The following is a 16,176-nucleotide window of genomic DNA, read 5'->3' as shown; positions in this document are numbered from 1 at the left end:
ATTTTGGTCGCAATTTACTTATTCAATTCTACTGTCCCATCACCGCAAGCTAATTTACCGTTAATATTTATTGGCTCAGCAGGTGGAGTTGGAGTATCAGATTTGGCAATACATAATATAGTTAGCATCGTACTTGTATCGGCAGCTTTCTTAGCATTGGTAAGAGGTGTAGGCACTAAAAAAACAGCTCCGATAACGCTCTTGATATCCTTTTGTACTGTGCGGGATACGCCGTAACTAAATGCAGCTTTTTTACCAGCAATTACTGAATAATTGTAGTTGGTTGTTTGAGACTTAAGACCAAGATCGAGGGCATCAAGGGAAGTTGCAAAAACACCTTTTTCGGCAAAATAAGCTTGTTGAGCGCGGTTCATTGAGCTAACATATTGTTTAGCTTCTGACTGCTTCGCTTTATTGCCACAAGAGAGCAGATTCGGCAACGCGATCGCACCAAGTATTATGCTGCCCAGGGGAAAATAAATAAAAGTGATTTTCAGAAAAGTTCCTACCCATGATTTACGTTTTTTGTCAGGGAGAATCTTTTTTTCTGAAGATTCCACTTTTTTATCGAGTGCATCGAGTTGAGGATTTTTCTTAAGCTGCATGATTGTTCTTCAAATGTGTTAGCCGATTAGTTGTCCAGCGAGTAATTATTGGAGGAGAGGCGCGACAATATTCAGGTTTCAGGTAAATGCCTCATTGAGGTTAAACTGAATATATCACTGAGTGCGGCGGGGTATGCAAACCTCGCATATTGTGCCTTGCTTCTACTCTATCTCTATTAAATCACCAGGCTATTTGAGAACTCGACTGACTTTTCATCGACTTCTCATCGACTTTAGACATCACTGGCATTTGGCATTTAATAGGGCGTGTGACTATAATCGAAGAAATAATTAGAGGAAGGGTAAGTTATGGCAGTGCAGTTGCTCAAAAGACTTTTCACAGTAGAAGAATACCATCTGATGGGTAAAGCTGGGATTCTTTCAGAGGGCGATCGCGTAGAATTGATAGAAGGAGAACTTGTTGAAATGGCCGCTATTGGAACTCGTCATGCAGGTTGTGTTAACCGGATTACCCGACTCTTTTGCCGGCTTCCAGAAGAAAGGGCGATTGTGACGGTACAAAACCCCATTCAAGTCAGCCAGCGAACCGAACCGCAACCCGATCTAGTATTGCTGCAACCTCGCGCCGATTACTATTCAACTGCCCATCCCCTACCATCCGAAGTTTTACTGTTAATAGAAGTAGCTGACACTTCAATAGATTATGACAGAGACGTGAAACTTCCTATTTACGCTCGATCGCAAATTCAGGAAGTATGGATAGTAAATTTACAGGAAAACTGCTTGGAAGTTTACCGCCAGCCGACTGTTAACGGTTACAGTTTAATGCTCAGGTTTTGGCGGGGCGACGAAGTTGCGCCCCTGGCTTTTCCCGAATTTGTAGTTAGTGTGGATTTGGCGATCGGGTAAATAGGGATTATTTGCAGTCAAGCCGATCGCCAAAATACTCCTGATACAACCGACATCTCGGAATGCAATGATTTCCATCCAATTTCACCAACCCCATACTATTTAACTTAAACCCCAATTCTGACCTCAATCTAACTGGCTGAGAAACATTCACAACCTCTCTCATCGCCTCCATTAATTCCGAATATTTCTCTAAATTCCATAAATGTCGCCGCAAATGATCGCTGTAAATTCCCGCTTCAGTTGCAGATTCTTTCACTAACCGATCTAAAGTCACATCTTGACGCGAAATATGATACATCCCTAGCCGTACTAAATAAGGATTTCCGCCCACTAACCCCATCAATTCTGCAACTTCATTCCCACTCCAATTCAATCCGTGCCGCTTTGCCAAATCTTGCACTTGCTGGGAATTAAACTCTGGCAATTCAATCGGTAAACCCACATTAAAAGGCGATTTGTTCACATCCAGCGGGATATAGACTTCCGTCGAATGCACCACAATCAAACGAAACTTTTTCCAAATATCTCTCCGTTTTGCTTCTTCGTGCAAAGCTCGCAATAACCCAAAGAAGTCGTCGGCAATTTCCGGTGATTCAAACAGGCGATCGCTCTCATCCAAGCCTAACGTCAGGGGTTTTGAGGATTCTGACAGCAAATACTGTTCAAAATAAGCCTTGCAGCACTGATTACTGCCAATTAAATCGGCTAATTCCCAACACTTGGGTAACTGCTCCAGCATTCCTAGCTCTTGACCGATGCTAGCACAAAACCACTGCAAAAATGTATCTGAATTAGCGAATATTTTCCGATTGGCTAGCTGAAAACTCAGCGCTACCGTGCGAGAACCTTGCTGTTCTGCGTGATGCAAAATCCTCGCCATCAAGGAAGTTTTGCCCATCTGTCTGGGCGCTTTAATGCGGATCAGTGCTCCCGGTTGGGCGATCGTCTCATAACAGCGGGATTCGATCGGAGGGCGATCGATATAAAAACAAGAAGTGAGTTCAACTTGTCCTCCCGGCAATTCTGGCGGCGCTGCTGGCAGGGGTTGAATTATTGACTGTTTTGTGCTAGTAATTGCGTGCCATTCTACAGCTAATTCATGGTCGGCAGTTAACGATGTGCGACCTTCTTTGATAATGGTTAAAATTTGTGATATTAACTTAAATGAGTCGCCAACACCGCGCCACAGCCAGGGCTGAATTCCTGCTAAATAGCTCAGTAAATCAAAAGAAAGCGGTGTATTTAATTCAAATAAAATCGGTAAAATTGCAGGTTTACGAGCAGTTAGATTGTGCAATTCCTTGGCTAGCTGCACTTGTTCCAATATCATTTCGCTAGCGGCCGATTCTTCGGAAATAAGCAACAGCAAATAATCGCAACGCTTTAAATATGAGCCTGAGTCGCTGCTGTTGTTAATAAAAAAGACCTCGTGGCCTCCCGCACTCAAAGCTTGGTGTAACTGCTGAGCAAGGGTTTTGTGTGAGGTCGATCCTCTTCGAGGGCTTCGCCAACGGACGATCGCCACTTTTGCCCTCACCAGCACTACCTCCTCTGGCTCTGAATTCGCCTCAAAATCGGCTATATCGCGCCATTCCTGCCCCAATCCGCGACAAATTTCAATGAAATTGGCATAATCCACAGGTTTGCCATTCAGAAAATGGCTGACAGTAGATTGCGCCATCCCTAAATCCTCAGCCAGGATTTTTTGACTGGGAAAGCCATTTCTCAGGAGACAGGATTTAACTGCGCGAATGCACTCTTCGCGCACCTTTAGCGATCGTGGCATTGCTTATCACAATCAAAACACTGAAACCATCATAAATGCCAACCGTCCCTAAAGTCGATGAAAAGTCGATGAAAAGTCGATGAATTTTCAAATAACTCAGTCGCAAACTCAAATAGCCACCTGATTAGATTAGAAATAACAAGGTTGAATCCCATCAAAACGAGGTAAAAGCATTGTGTATTCTATCCTAATTTGGTCGCTGGCCTCAGCCACTAATCAACCAGGTTTCGCCTTCACCCCGCCCCTATTCTGGCTGCTACTGGGAGTTGTGCTTAGTGCTATGGAGCTATTAATCATCAAAACTCAGCCCCAAAAAAACAGATTTTACCTGCTAATGATGGGAGCTTCGGCTGTAATTGAATCATTTATTTTGTGGAGAGGTTCGGTAGCATTTGAATTTAGTTGGGCGAACATAATGTATGAAGATTTTGACTGGCAAATCTTCTACTGGATGGGGATAGCCCTCGCGCTGAGCATCTGGATTAGACCAATTTTTATTGTTCGCAAAAAGTTTGTGATTCCCGAAGCAACCGAAGCGACAACTATCTCCGAAATTTTCCCCGGAGAAACCGGAATGGTGATTTATGAAGGGGCTTCGTGGAAAGCTCGCAATGAAGATTTCCAAGGGGCGATCGCACCCAGACAAAAAGTTTACGTTTTGCGCCGCGAAGGAAACACGCTGATTGTTGTACCTGACAGATTAATTCACATCAACGGCTAAATCTGAGTTGGCTCTTTTATGACTCGGCGAGTTAAATCGCTTCTTGCCAAACAAAGTCCCTCTAAGAGACTAAGAAATCACTATCAACTGTCAACTGTCAACTGTCAACTATTTACCAGGAGATTCACTATGTATCAGTATTTTTTGACGGTATTGTTTGCCATCACTGGAGTATCCTTAGCCAACAGCGTAAAAATTGTCCGTCAAGGAGATGAGGCATTAGTTGAAATTTTCGGAAAGTACGATCGAAAAAAACTAGAACCGGGTATAACATTTTTGATTCCCTTTGTCGAAACAGTCGCCTATAAACAAACTCTGCGCGAGCAAATTTTAAGGCTGTCACCGCAAGAATGCACGACGCGCGATCGGGTTGCCGTCACCGTTGATTTTATTGTGTACTGGCGAATTATTGACTTAGAAAAAGCTTCCTACAAAGTGCAGAATCTCAAGGAAGCGATGTTAAATATGCTGATTCTTTCAATTCGGACTCACCTTGCTAAATTATCTGTTGAGGAACTCTACACGGCTCGACATGAGATTAATAATGCTTTAGTGGAAGAGTTGGATACAACGACAGATCCTTGGGGTGTGAAGTTTACAAGAGTGGAATTGCGCGATTTTGCGATCGGCAGTAAAGTGATTCAGCCCACATCCATTGACCGGAAAGAAGTACAAAAGCTGCGAGCTTAGAGATTAGTATTGCTTCGTTTTTGTCGTTACCAGGCTCTGCCTGGTAACGCAGATCCAGAAGCTCTGCCTCGCCGACTTTAATTCGCATTGTATATACCATTTAAGGAGACAACACCATGACTAACAATAAAGAATCAATAGTTCGCAATGCAGCTTCTCGCGGTTGTGGATGCTTATTACTTATAGCCGGTATTGGAGTAATGAATGGGATAGCTCTGCCATTTTATCTAAATAATACCAATAGAAGCAAGCAGTCAGAAGCAAAACAGTATGTTGGATCAATGAACAAAGCCCAACAAGCTCACTTTGCTGAAAAAAGTGCTTTTGCTACTTCTGTTAATGCTTTGGAAATTGGGATTAAAACCGAGACGACCAATTTCAAGTATTCAGTTCGCACCACTAAAAAAGCAGGATTTAATTATGGAGTATCCAAGGAAAAAGACTTCAAAAGTTATGTCGGCGGTGTCTTTCTAGTTCCTGCTAAAAACTTTGAGCCAAATGCTGCTAAAGAGGAAAGAATTACAACGTCCATATTGTGCCAAGCTGATTCTCCCGGTACAATTAAACCAGCGGAACCTACCTATGAAAATGGTAAAATTGCTTGTGGGAAAGGCACAAAAGAATGGCAAAACTAATCTAACTATACGCAATATAATGACCGTCGATTACAATATCAAATCGGCCTTCACTTGAGGTTTACTGGACTAAAGTTCTTACAACAAACAGAGAGGATACAAAACTATGAGTCAACAAAGTTCTAAATCAGCTAGCCTTGCATCGAATGTTGGTGGATGTTTAGTGGTGATTGGAGTATTAGCTTCGGTAGCTGTGCCATCCTTTCAGGCTAAGCTTAGGAACAACAAGCAAGGGGAACCCAGAGATTATATTAGCTTAATCAACAAACGTCAGCAAGCCTATTTTGCCGAAAAAAGTGTTTTTAGCACTTTTGTTAAGGCTTTAAAAATTCGCATTATTAAAACCGAGACAGAAAATTACAAATATTCCCACCATACAACAAAAAAAGCAACATTTAATTATGGAGTCTCAAAGCATAAAAATCTTAAAAGCTGTGTCGGTGGAGTTTTTGTAATTCCTGCTCCCAAAGGTGAGTCAAATGCTTCTAAAAATAAAAAAACGACCACATCTATATTGTGCGGAGCTGATTCTGCTGGTACAATTAAACCACCAGAACCAACTTATCAAAATGGTAAAATTGCTTGTGCTACAGGCACCAGAGAACTGAGACAAAGTTATCAATAGAGGCAATATAATGACAGTCGATTATCAATATCAAATTGGTGGCAGTCTTCCGCAAGATGCACCTACCTATGTAGTGCGACAAGCTGACTCGGAACTTTATCAAGCTCTGAAAGCTGGAGAGTTTTGTTACGTGCTCAATTCCCGGCAAATGGGCAAATCCAGTTTGCTAGTGCGAACTGTACAAAAGCTCTCGGCTGATGGCATTGCTTGTGCTACGATCGACCTTTCGGACATTGGCAACCAGCAAGTCTCTCTGGATAAGTGGTACGGCGGCGTCGCTTACAAGCTTTTGTGCAATTTCAAACTGTTTAACGCAGTCGAGTTTATGACTTGGTGGCGGGAGAGAGAGTTGATGTCGCCGGTGCAACGCTTAGGAGAATTAATCGAAGAGTTATTGCTGGTCAAAATCTCTCAAAATATTGTTATTTTTATTGATGAAATTGATAGCGTTCTCAGTTTCAAAGAATCGCTAGATGACTTTTTTGCCTTGATTAGGTCTTGCTACAATAAACGAGCGCACAAATCAGAATATCAGCGGTTAACATTTGCTTTGCTGGGAGTAGCTACGCCATCTGATTTAATTAGCGATGCAACTCGCACGCCGTTTAATATCGGTCGAGCTATTGAACTTCATGGTTTCAGCTTACAGGAATGTTTGCCTTTAATCAAGGGTTTTGAGGGGAAAGTTGACAATTATCAAGCTGTTTTGCAAGAGATTTTGGAGTGGACGGGCGGTCAACCGTTTCTGACTCAAAAGCTGTGTAAATTGATAGTTCAAGGGCAGAAATTAGGAAGAAAAACTGAAGTCTTCACTACGAACAGATTGTCGATCGCGGAGATTGTGCAAGCTCAGATTATTGATAATTGGGAAGCTGCTGATGAGCCAGTGCATTTGAAAACAATTCGCGATCGCCTTCTCAGAAATCAGCACTGCGCCAGCAGATTATTAGGACTCTATCAAAAAATATTGCCGATCTTAGAACCTTCCGATTGTGGGGGCAGTGCCCCCGTGTGGGCCCTGGCTGGGCGGATCTGCGCCGATGATACCCCCGAACAAACTGAATTGAGATTGAGTGGATTAGTGGTAAAACGAGGTGGTAAATTAATGGTAAATAACCTAATTTACGCATCTATATTCAACCATAACTGGGTAGAAAAAGCCCTTGACAATTTGCGACCTTACGCCGAAGCTCTAACAGCATGGATAATATCAAGTTGTCAAGATAAATCTCGTTTTTTGCGCGGTCAAGCACTGCAAGATGCGCGAGAATGGGCTGCCGGCAAAAGCTTGAGTGCTCACGATTATCAGTTTTTAGCTGCTAGCCAAGAAGCCGAATTTACCGAATTGCACGATCGCGAACAGCAAACTAAATTAGAAATACAATTATTGCGCCGGCAAAATCAGTTATTAGAAGAAGTAACCGCAGAGCAAAACCTGAGAAAAGCTACTCAACTTAAACTCTGGCGTGAAGAACGACTGAAAGTACAAATTTTTACTGTAAGTTCAGGATTGCTGATTTCAATCTTAATTGCTGCTTTTTGGATCAAACCTTCAATTGAGGAAAGAAACCAGAAAATTCTGACTCTCAGTTTGTTTTCCGAAACTCTATTTGCAGCGGGTAAAAAACCAGAGGCTTTAATTGAAAGCATCAAAGCTGTCCAAGAAATGAATTGCTCCCTTGGAGTCAAATCAGATATCCAAGTCCGGGTTTTAACGGCACTGGAACAAGCAGTTTACAGTTTCGATCGACGCATAACTTTCCGCGCTTCAACTGCAAAGCTAGCTTTTGTTACTTTTAGCCCAAACAGTCAACTTTTGGCGACTGCTAGCGAGGATAATACTATTAGAATTTGGCAGAAAAACGGCAGTTTGAAAGCTGTTTTAATAGGTCAGCCTCATCAAATTATCGATGTCACTTTTAGTCGAGATAATCAGAGGTTGGTGGTAGTTAGCGATGATAATACAGTTAAGGTTTGGCAAATTGACGGCAAGTTAATTCAAGTTTTTAAGGAAAAAATACGCCCGATAGCAAAAGCTAATGTAAAACAAAGAAATCAAATAACTGTCTCAGTAGCAGGTGAGAAAGATGTGAAAATATTGAAGCCAAATGGTATACTAATGAGTATGTTTAAACATCCCAGTCAAGTCACAAATGTTAGCTTTAGTCCCGATCGCCAAATACTGGTATCGGCGAGTGCAGACAACATGGTGAGACTGTGGAAAGTTGATGGTACATTGCTCAAAACTTTAAAGGGTCACAAAAGTGCGGTGCAAAGTGCGATTTTTAGTCCTGATGGTAGGGCGATCGCTAGTGCGAGTGCAGATGGTACGGTGATATTGTGGAATTTGAATGTGGAAGATTTGCTGATACACGGTTGTAATTTAACTCGCAATTCTCTTCAGGTTAAGTCTCAGCTTCAAGAAAGCGATCGCCGCTTGTGCGACGGTATTATAAATTAGGACGGGGTTTTTAACCCAATTTTCGAGATAATAGCTAATCAGCAAGCGAGATAGGTGTATTCAACTCTAGAGCAAAAGTATCAGCATCTGGAAAAAGAGTTAACGGGCGGCGCGATCGCCCTTGGTGGTGTTTTATGCACGGGTACTCTCTGGTATTGGCAGGTGGAAAAATGGTCTTTGCTGGATGCAGCTTATATGACTGTATTTACCTTAGCAACTGTCGGCTACGGCGAAATTCACCCCCTCGGTAGCCGCGGGCGAATGTTTACCATGTGCCTGATTTTGATGGGTGTCATGGTGATTGGTTTCATCGTTAACCGCTTTACAGAAGCGCTAATTCAAGGCTATTTTCAAGAAGGAGCAAGAATTAGGCAGCAGCGGCGTTTGGTAGATTCTTTGAGCGGACATTATATTCTATGCGGTTTTGGGCGCACGGGCCGGCAGATTGCCTTGGAATTTGAGGCAGAAAAAATCCCTTTTGTGGTGGTAGATTCGGCGATACAGTCGATCGAGGCTGCCTTGGCGCTGGGGTACAAGGGGGTGCAGGGAGATGCGACTCTGGACGAAATTTTGCTGAATGTGGGGATCGATCGCGCAATTTGTATTGTAGCAGCTTTGCCGTCGGATGCCGAGAATTTATACACTGTGCTGTCGGCAAAAACTCTGAATCCGAAGGTACGGGCGATCGCCCGCGCCACGACAGAAGAAGCCGTAAAGAAGTTGCAGCGGGGCGGAGCCGATGTGGTTGTATCCCCCTACATTACGGGGGGAAAACGCATGGCGGCGGCGGCTTTGCGCCCTCAAGTTCTGGATTTTTTAGACGGGGTTTTGACGGGAACCGACAATTCTTTTTACATGGAAGAATTTCTGGTGAATCCGAATAGTTGTATGTACGTCGGAGAAACTTTGAGAAATGCCAAATTGCGATCGCAATCCGGGGCTTTAGTTTTGGCAATTCGTCGCCCTGACGGCAATTTGATTGTAGGGCCAACTGGAGAAACTACGATCGAAGGAGGAGATATGCTAATTTGTTTGGGCACTGCCGAACAATTGCGCGCCCTGAATCAAATCCTCAGCCCGCTGAGTTCTCGCGTCCCTCGCCCTCCAAAATAAAATCAATTAATCACGACTAAAGTCTGGACTACAAATCTAATTAATAGTTAATATCAATTCCGGTTGTACTCCTGGTGATGTTAACAGTTAACAGTCAACAGTAAATTTACTTTTCCGATGAAGAGAGGATTTGATATAAATTTCATGGCTTCGTTTTCGCAAAAACAGCTCAAACTCAAAGCCGATGGCGGGATTTGAACCCGCGACCGACCGATTACGAATCGGTTACTCTACCACTGAGCTACATCGGCACAGACAGTTTTGAAGAATAGCACAAATTTTAAAAAAAATCAACGAGTTGTAGAATTTAATTCCAAACTCCACAACTGAGAACTTGAGGACGCTGAGCGATAAAAACCCGGTTTCTACCCCAATTTTCGACGCTGGATCGACATTAAAGCAGAAACTGGGTTTTTGACCCCGCAGGCGAACAAAACTCAGAACTTGTCAAACAACCAGTTCCCCGTCAGTTGAGCCTGCTCTTGCGCCGGAATAAACCAAACCCCGCTGCATATCCAGCGTCAGCATAGTGCCGTCCCGAATTATCCGCATCGCATTCTCAACCCCCACCATCACTGGCACGCCCAAACGCAAACCGATAATCGCAGCGTGAGAAGTCAAACTTTCCTCCTCCGTCACAACACCTGCTGCTTTGCGAATCATCTCCACAAAATCGGCGCTGGTGCGCTCCACTACCAAAATGTCTCCAGCGCGGAAATTCGACACATCCGTAGCAGTGCGAGCCACCCTGGCCATCCCGCTTACCGAGCCCAAACCGACACCGGTGCCTCTGCCTAAAACTGCTGTCACTACTTCAACTTTGATCAAATCCGTTGAGCCAGCAACCCCCTGCAGAGTACCGGCGGTCATCACCACTAAATCTCCGTCGGACAATAATTCTTTTTCTTGGGCGACAGTTATCGCAGATTGAAATGTCTGGCCTGTTGAGGGCAAATCTAGCACCAACAGGGGTTTGACTCCCCAGACTAATTGCAGTTGTCGGGCTACGTCTACGTGGGGAGTAACTGCCAAAATTGGAGTTTTCGGTCGGAATTTGGAGACATTGCGGGCTGTAGAGCCGGTTTTGGTCAGTGTCATAATCGCCGCGGCGTTTAGCTGTTCGGAGATTTGGCTGACTGCTTGGCTGATGCCGTTGGGGATCGATCGACCGACATCTTCTACATTTCTAATATTGCGCTTAATTTCTTCCCTTTCGATGCGGATGGCAATTCTCGCCATCGTCGCCACCGCTTCGACAGGAAAATTGCCGACAGCGGTTTCATTGGAGAGCATTACCGCATCAGTTCCGTCGAGAATCGCGTTAGCCACGTCGGAAATCTCGGCGCGGGTAGGACGGGGATTGTTGACCATGCTGTCGAGCATCTGGGTCGCGGTAATCACCGGAATGCCCATGCGGTTGGAAGTCGCAATCAGCCGCTTTTGCAAAATCGGCACGTCTTCGGCGGGAAGTTCTACTCCCAAATCGCCCCGGGCGACCATCACGCCGTTGCAAAGGGCGAGAATTTCTTCCATTTGTTCGATCGCCTCGTGCTTTTCGATCTTAGCAATCACCGGTACTTGCTTGCCCGCACTAGCAATCAGTTCTTTAATTTCCAGCATATCCTGGGGATTCCGCACGAAGCTCAAAGCCACCCAATCGACACCTTGGTCGAGGCCGAACATTAAATCTTTGCGGTCTTTGTCAGTCAGGGCTTTGATTGACAGGTAAACTCCCGGAAAATTTACGCCTTTGTTGTTGGAAAGGGGCCCACCAACGACGACGCGGCAGAACAGTTCTCCCCCGCCGCGGTCTACTTTTTCGACGCGCATTTCTACTTTCCCGTCGTCGAGCAGAATCGTGGCTCCCTCTGGGACTTCCGAAGCTAAGGTTTCGTAGGTGACGGAAGAAATCAGCTCTGTGCCGACAACTGGGCGGCTAGTCAAAATGAAGGAATCGCCGTTTTTGACAACTATAGAGCCTGTTTCAAAGCGCCCTAAACGAATTTTCGGGCCTTGGAGGTCTTGGAGGATTGCCACCGGCTGGTTGAGTTCAAAGGAAGTTTGCCGGATTAAGCGAATGCTGCGCTGGTGGTCTTCTTCTGTTCCGTGGGAAAAGTTGAGTCGCAAAGTTGTAGCACCAGCTTCTATGAGGTTGCGCAGCACTTGTGGGTTGGATGTGGCAGGGCCAATGGTGGCGACAATTTTAGTTCGGCGTAGGGCTTTTGGCAATTGCATCAGCGGTGTTCTGGGGAGGCGGGTGGAAAGACAGTCGGTCGATTTGAGATTCTTCGACTTGGGCCTACAAGTTTTAGATGTGAGATTTAGTCTACAACAGATGAATCTGGGAGCTGAACTCTTAGTCTAAAATTTGGGGCTGCTGGCGAGTTTTGTGGGAAACTTGTATCCGTTTTTGGGCGGGGTCAAGATGCCTATAATACAAAAACTCTACCATTGTGGCGATCGAATTTGCGATCGGGCGAAATTTTAAATATCCCGTCTCGAAAAGTTGGTCAGCTTGCGGGTAAAACAATTTTAATTTGGGATTGGATATTTGGGATTGTCCCGCGCACCTAAGAGTTTGAGTCCAGAGACATCTCTAAACTTAGTGGGCGATACATTAGATTCAGTTTTTTTACCAAACTTTACTATAGGGAGACTTGTATCTTATACTACGCAAGGGTGAAATATTAAGGAGTGTTAACAAAGATGTCGGAGGCAGGACGGCCGCTGACAGTGCCGAAAGAGTTTCTGAGTCCTCCCGGTGACTTGAATCCGACGCTGCTGTTGTTTGTGAGTGCATTAGCGACGATCGCGATTTCCTTTGTGGGTTACTGGTACGGGGAATGGCCGGATTGGTGTTGTTTTTTGCTGAACGTGCTGGCGTTACACATGGCTGGAACGGTGATTCACGATGCGTCTCACAATGCGGCGCACCGCGATCGCACAATTAACGCTATTTTGGGACACGGTAGCGCGCTGATGTTGGGCTTTGCTTTCCCGGTATTTACGCGGGTACATATGCAACATCACGCCCATGTTAATGACCCAGAAAACGATCCAGACCATTATGTTTCTACTGGCGGGCCTTTGTGGTTAATTGCTGCGAGGTTTTTTTACCACGAGATTTTCTTCTTTAAGCGCAAACTGTGGCGGAAATACGAACTTTGGGAATGGTTTTTTAGCCGTTTGTTTGTAATTGGAGTGGTTTGTATCTCCATTCAATACGACCATTTAGGTTACGTGCTGAATTTTTGGTTTTCTCCTGCTTTGGTGGTGGGCTTAGCCTTGGGGTTATTTTTTGATTATTTGCCGCACCGTCCGTTTCACGAGCGCGATCGCTGGAAAAATGCCAGAGTATATCCGAGTCCGATTCTGAATATCTTAATTTTGGGGCAGAATTATCACCTGATCCATCATTTGTGGCCTTCAATTCCTTGGTACAATTACAAGCCGGCTTACGAGGCTGTAAAGCCGCTGTTGGATGAGAAGGGTTCTCCTCAAAGTTTGGGAATATTGGAAGGGAAAAAGGACTTTTGGAGTTTTATATATGACATCTTTTTAGGGATTAGGCTGCATCACAAGAAAGCCACTGATTGATAAAAACCCGGTTTCTTCGAGAAGCCGGTTTTTTTTGCAATTTATTAGTAAATCAAACGGCTATCCCGACATTTTGGCGATCGGTTAATCTAATGTCTGGTAATGGGTAATAGGTTCCGAATCGATCGCCAATTACCAATTACCCCGCAGCCCAATATACATTTTTCCGCAAATATCCGAAAGAGCCGTCTATTTTTCCCCAGCCACCGCCACAGCCAAATTCCAATCGGGGCGCAAATTTTGAGCTCCGCGCAAATAAGGATGATAAATTTCGGTATGTGCCGGCCAATTGATGTGAATTAAAAAGCGGATGCAGCGTTCCAAAGAACCCTTAACGTGCATTTGCTGCACATCCAACAAAGGAACATTGCACCAGCGGGGACGTTCGCGGGCGATCGCGGCCGGAAAGATAGCATCTAAATCGCGGGTGACAGAAAACGTAGCACTAATCATTAATTCCGGATCTAAATTATTTCTTGTTTCTAATTCATCTAAAAGTTCTCTCACCGATTCTCGAATTGCTTCCACCGAATTCTCGCTAGCAGTTGTTGCCCCGCGAATCGCCCGCACTTGCCATTCCACGCAAATATTCTCCATTTTTTTGTCAGTTGGTAGTTGCTAGTTGTCAGTTGTCAGTTGTTAGTTGTTAGTTGTTAGTTGTTAGTTGGTAGTTGTGAGTTGGTAGTTGTTAGTTGTTAGTTGTAGTTGTTAGTTGTTAGTTGTTAGTTGTTAGTTGTTAGTTGCAATTACAAATTACCAATTGCCAACTGCCAATTACCAACTGCCAACTGCCAACTGCCAATTAGCAACTGCCAACTGCCAACTGACTATTAAATCACGGGCGATACAGCCACAGCGGTAAACCGCTAGTCGAAAGCTCGAATTCCAGCAAGTTTTTGTAAGCTGAAATCCCCGATGTATCCAGACTACTCCCCAAGACCCGATTTAGGAAAGGTTTGGCTTTTTCTAGCGTACAGCACTCGGTTTTTTCCGGGTCGAGGCCTGCGAGTTCGGCTGTCCAGCGGCGAGCGTCCTCTTCTGTTCCGAGTCGATCGACCACACCCAATTCTAAGGCTTGCTGACCGCTAAAAATGCGACCGTCGGCAAAGGTTTTGACTTTTTCAACTGGGAGTTTCCGGGCTTCTGCGACGGTTTCGACGAATTGCTGGTAGGTGGTGTCGATCAAGTCTTGCAGAATTTGCTGTTCTGGCTCGGTCAATTGTCGATCGAATGCCAAGATATCTTTATACGGCCCCGATTTAATCACCTCAAAAGAAACGCCGACTTTTTCAAGCAGCTTTTCTAGATTGTTGCCGCGGATAATCACGCCGATGCTGCCAGTAATTGTACCGGGATTGGCAACAATATGGTGAGCGCCCATGCCGATATAGACTCCGCCAGAAGCTGAAATATTGCCGAAACTAGCGACTATTTTGATTTTTTCTTGCAAACGCTTGAGCGCGCTGTAAATTTCCTGGGAATCGCCGACTGTCCCCCCAGGGCTGTCTATCCGCAGCAGCAAGGCAGGAAATTTGCGTTCTTCAACGGTTTTGAGCGCTTCTAGAACTCGTTTGCGGGTTTCTCCGGCGATGGCTCCGGTGACTTCGATACGGGCGATTTGTTTGCGGTAGCGGGGCTTGAATGGCCAAATCATGGGCAGTTTACAGGCAATGTAGGAAATTTTGTAGCTAACTTCTAGTGTGACTCATCTGAAGGCACTTGGCAGTTGGCAGTTGGCAGTTGGCTGTTGTCAGAGGGAAGAGGGAAGAAGGCTACTCGATGAGACTGAAGAAACCGGGTTTTTTGCAGAGATTCAGGGTTTGAAGCGAATATCTGGGTGAAAAAACTGGGTTTCTTGCCGATCGGTCGATCGCACTTAACCCACCTTCGATATATAATTGTAAAAATTGCTTAACAAATCTACATTATTTTTCTGAGAGCCACTCTCATCAATTATTTGGAGTCCCCGCCATGCAGCTAAAACTTACCGATTCTAAACTACCCTTTGCCCCGCTGTTGTTAATCGCGCCGTTTTTCCTGTGGGGAACCGCAATGGTAGCGATGAAAGGAGTGATGCCGCACACGACACCTCTATTTGTGGCATTTGTGCGTTTAGTACCTGCGGGCGTGTTGGTGCTGTTGGCGGCGGCGCTGATGGGAAAGGCACAGCCTGCGGGTTGGAAAGCTTGGCTGTGGATTTCGCTGTTTGCTTTAGTTGACGGTACTTTGTTTCAAGGCTTTTTAGCCGAAGGTTTGGCGAGAACCGGTGCGGGTTTGGGTTCGGTGATGATTGATTCTCAACCGCTAGCTGTGGCGATTTTGTGTTTGTGGTTGTTTCAAGAAAAAATTGGTTTTTGGGGCTGGTTGGGATTAGTAATTGGCGTTATCGGCATCAGTTTGATTGGGTTGCCCGATGGCTGGATTTTGGGGCTGTTTTCTCCCGAAGGCACGCAGGTTTCTGGGGGTATGGAACAGTTCTTTGAGGGTGGGGAATGGTTGATGCTGTTGGCGGCTTTGTCGATGGCTGTGGGTACGGTTTTGGTGCGCTGGGTTTGCCGCTATGTTGACCCGGTGGTGGCGACGGGCTGGCACATGATTTTGGGCGGTTTGCCGCTGTTGGCGATTTCGGCGACTACTGAGTCAGAGCAGTTTGTGAATATCGATTTTTCGGGCTGGATGGCGCTAGGTTATTCTACCGTGTTCGGAAGTGCGATCGCCTACGGTTTATTCTTTTATTTTGCTTCTAGCGGCAGTTTGACGAGTTTAAGTTCTCTGACGTTTCTTACCCCAATTTTTGCTTTGCTGTTCGGCAATTTGTTCTTGGGCGAGGTGTTGAATTCGCTGCAATCTATGGGGGTAGGGCTGACTTTGGTAAGTATTTATTTGATCAACCAGCGGGATACTTTGGCGGAAAAATTGGGAAAAGTGCGGAATGGTGAAGCTAATTCTGAGGAGAAAGTGCAGTTATTAGAGTCGTCTGAGTTGAAGAAAGTTGAATTTCCCGTGAAATTACGAGCTACAGAGTTGGAGTCGGAAGTTTAGATTTAGATTGCATTCTCAAGTCAATTAA

At 45.0% G+C, this 16,176-nt stretch carries 15 protein-coding genes and 1 tRNA gene; 9 read left to right on the top strand and 7 right to left on the bottom strand.

From position 1 onward, the window contains the following. Positions 1–14: 14 nt before the first annotated feature. On the bottom strand, positions 15–605 hold the full coding sequence (locus QUA01_RS15670; protein ID WP_333090586.1) for a type IV pilin-like G/H family protein: 591 nt from the start codon (positions 603–605) through the stop codon (positions 15–17). Positions 606–914: 309 nt separating this feature from the next. Between QUA01_RS15670 and QUA01_RS15665 the strand changes: the two genes are divergently transcribed. Continuing rightward, the gene (locus QUA01_RS15665; protein WP_333090584.1) at positions 915–1,475 is read left to right on the top strand and encodes a Uma2 family endonuclease; all 561 of its coding nucleotides are present in this window, start codon (positions 915–917) and stop codon (positions 1,473–1,475) included. 7 nt (positions 1,476–1,482) lie between these two features. Here QUA01_RS15665 and QUA01_RS15660 read toward each other — a convergent pair whose 3' ends face one another. After that, positions 1,483–3,264 carry an AAA-like domain-containing protein gene (locus tag QUA01_RS15660; RefSeq protein ID WP_333090582.1) on the bottom strand — a complete coding sequence of 594 codons (1,782 nt, stop codon included), beginning with the start codon at positions 3,262–3,264 and terminating at the stop codon, positions 1,483–1,485. Between the two features lie 175 nt (positions 3,265–3,439). Between QUA01_RS15660 and QUA01_RS15655 the strand changes: the two genes are divergently transcribed. The 6 genes from QUA01_RS15655 (at position 3,440) to QUA01_RS15630 (ending at position 9,509) form a co-directional block, all read left to right on the top strand. Beyond that, complete coding sequence (locus QUA01_RS15655) at positions 3,440–3,985, top strand: NfeD family protein (RefSeq protein WP_333090581.1); 546 nt, start codon at positions 3,440–3,442, stop codon at positions 3,983–3,985. Between the two features lie 129 nt (positions 3,986–4,114). Continuing rightward, on the top strand, positions 4,115–4,675 hold the full coding sequence (locus tag QUA01_RS15650; protein ID WP_333090579.1) for a paraslipin: 561 nt from the start codon (positions 4,115–4,117) through the stop codon (positions 4,673–4,675). Positions 4,676–4,791: 116 nt separating this feature from the next. Beyond that, the gene (locus QUA01_RS15645; RefSeq protein ID WP_333090577.1) at positions 4,792–5,310 is read left to right on the top strand and encodes a type IV pilin-like G/H family protein; all 519 of its coding nucleotides are present in this window, start codon (positions 4,792–4,794) and stop codon (positions 5,308–5,310) included. Between the two features lie 106 nt (positions 5,311–5,416). Beyond that, entirely contained in the window at positions 5,417–5,935 is a 519-nt protein-coding gene (locus tag QUA01_RS15640) for a type IV pilin-like G/H family protein (protein WP_333090575.1), read from the top strand. Positions 5,936–5,945: 10 nt separating this feature from the next. Beyond that, entirely contained in the window at positions 5,946–8,396 is a 2,451-nt protein-coding gene (locus QUA01_RS15635) for an AAA-like domain-containing protein (RefSeq protein ID WP_333090574.1), read from the top strand. A gap of 54 nt (positions 8,397–8,450) precedes the next feature. Further along, the gene (locus QUA01_RS15630; RefSeq protein ID WP_333090573.1) at positions 8,451–9,509 is read left to right on the top strand and encodes a potassium channel family protein; all 1,059 of its coding nucleotides are present in this window, start codon (positions 8,451–8,453) and stop codon (positions 9,507–9,509) included. A 179-nt stretch (positions 9,510–9,688) separates the two neighbouring features. Here QUA01_RS15630 and QUA01_RS15625 read toward each other — a convergent pair. The 3 genes from QUA01_RS15625 to QUA01_RS15615 form a co-directional block, all read right to left on the bottom strand. Next, positions 9,689–9,760: transfer RNA gene (locus QUA01_RS15625), tRNA-Thr, on the bottom strand. Positions 9,761–9,956: 196 nt separating this feature from the next. Beyond that, positions 9,957–11,744: a pyruvate kinase gene (gene pyk, locus QUA01_RS15620; RefSeq protein WP_333090572.1), complete on the bottom strand. Its 1,788-nt coding sequence runs from the start codon at positions 11,742–11,744 to the stop codon at positions 9,957–9,959. A 121-nt stretch (positions 11,745–11,865) separates the two neighbouring features. Next, complete coding sequence (locus QUA01_RS15615) at positions 11,866–12,039, bottom strand: hypothetical protein (protein WP_194010543.1); 174 nt, start codon at positions 12,037–12,039, stop codon at positions 11,866–11,868. A 176-nt stretch (positions 12,040–12,215) separates the two neighbouring features. Here QUA01_RS15615 and crtR point away from each other — a divergent pair, with 176 nt between their 5' ends. Then, complete coding sequence (gene crtR / locus QUA01_RS15610) at positions 12,216–13,106, top strand: beta-carotene hydroxylase (RefSeq protein ID WP_194010554.1); 891 nt, start codon at positions 12,216–12,218, stop codon at positions 13,104–13,106. Between the two features lie 189 nt (positions 13,107–13,295). Here the strand turns inward: crtR and aroH are convergent, their stop codons facing one another. Then, positions 13,296–13,703, bottom strand: coding sequence for a chorismate mutase (gene aroH, locus QUA01_RS15605; RefSeq protein WP_333090570.1), 408 nt, complete (start codon positions 13,701–13,703; stop codon positions 13,296–13,298). A gap of 238 nt (positions 13,704–13,941) precedes the next feature. Then, the gene (gene sppA / locus QUA01_RS15600; protein ID WP_333090569.1) at positions 13,942–14,760 is read right to left on the bottom strand and encodes a signal peptide peptidase SppA; all 819 of its coding nucleotides are present in this window, start codon (positions 14,758–14,760) and stop codon (positions 13,942–13,944) included. Positions 14,761–15,077: 317 nt separating this feature from the next. Between sppA and QUA01_RS15595 the strand changes: the two genes are divergently transcribed. Then, on the top strand, positions 15,078–16,148 hold the full coding sequence (locus QUA01_RS15595; protein ID WP_333090568.1) for a DMT family transporter: 1,071 nt from the start codon (positions 15,078–15,080) through the stop codon (positions 16,146–16,148). Positions 16,149–16,176 lie beyond the last annotated feature (28 nt).

Source organism: Microcoleus sp. S36a_B3 (genome assembly GCF_036700745.1).
GTDB lineage: Bacteria > Cyanobacteriota > Cyanobacteriia > Cyanobacteriales > Microcoleaceae > Microcoleus.
This window is presented reverse-complemented; position numbering and strand designations above follow the sequence as displayed.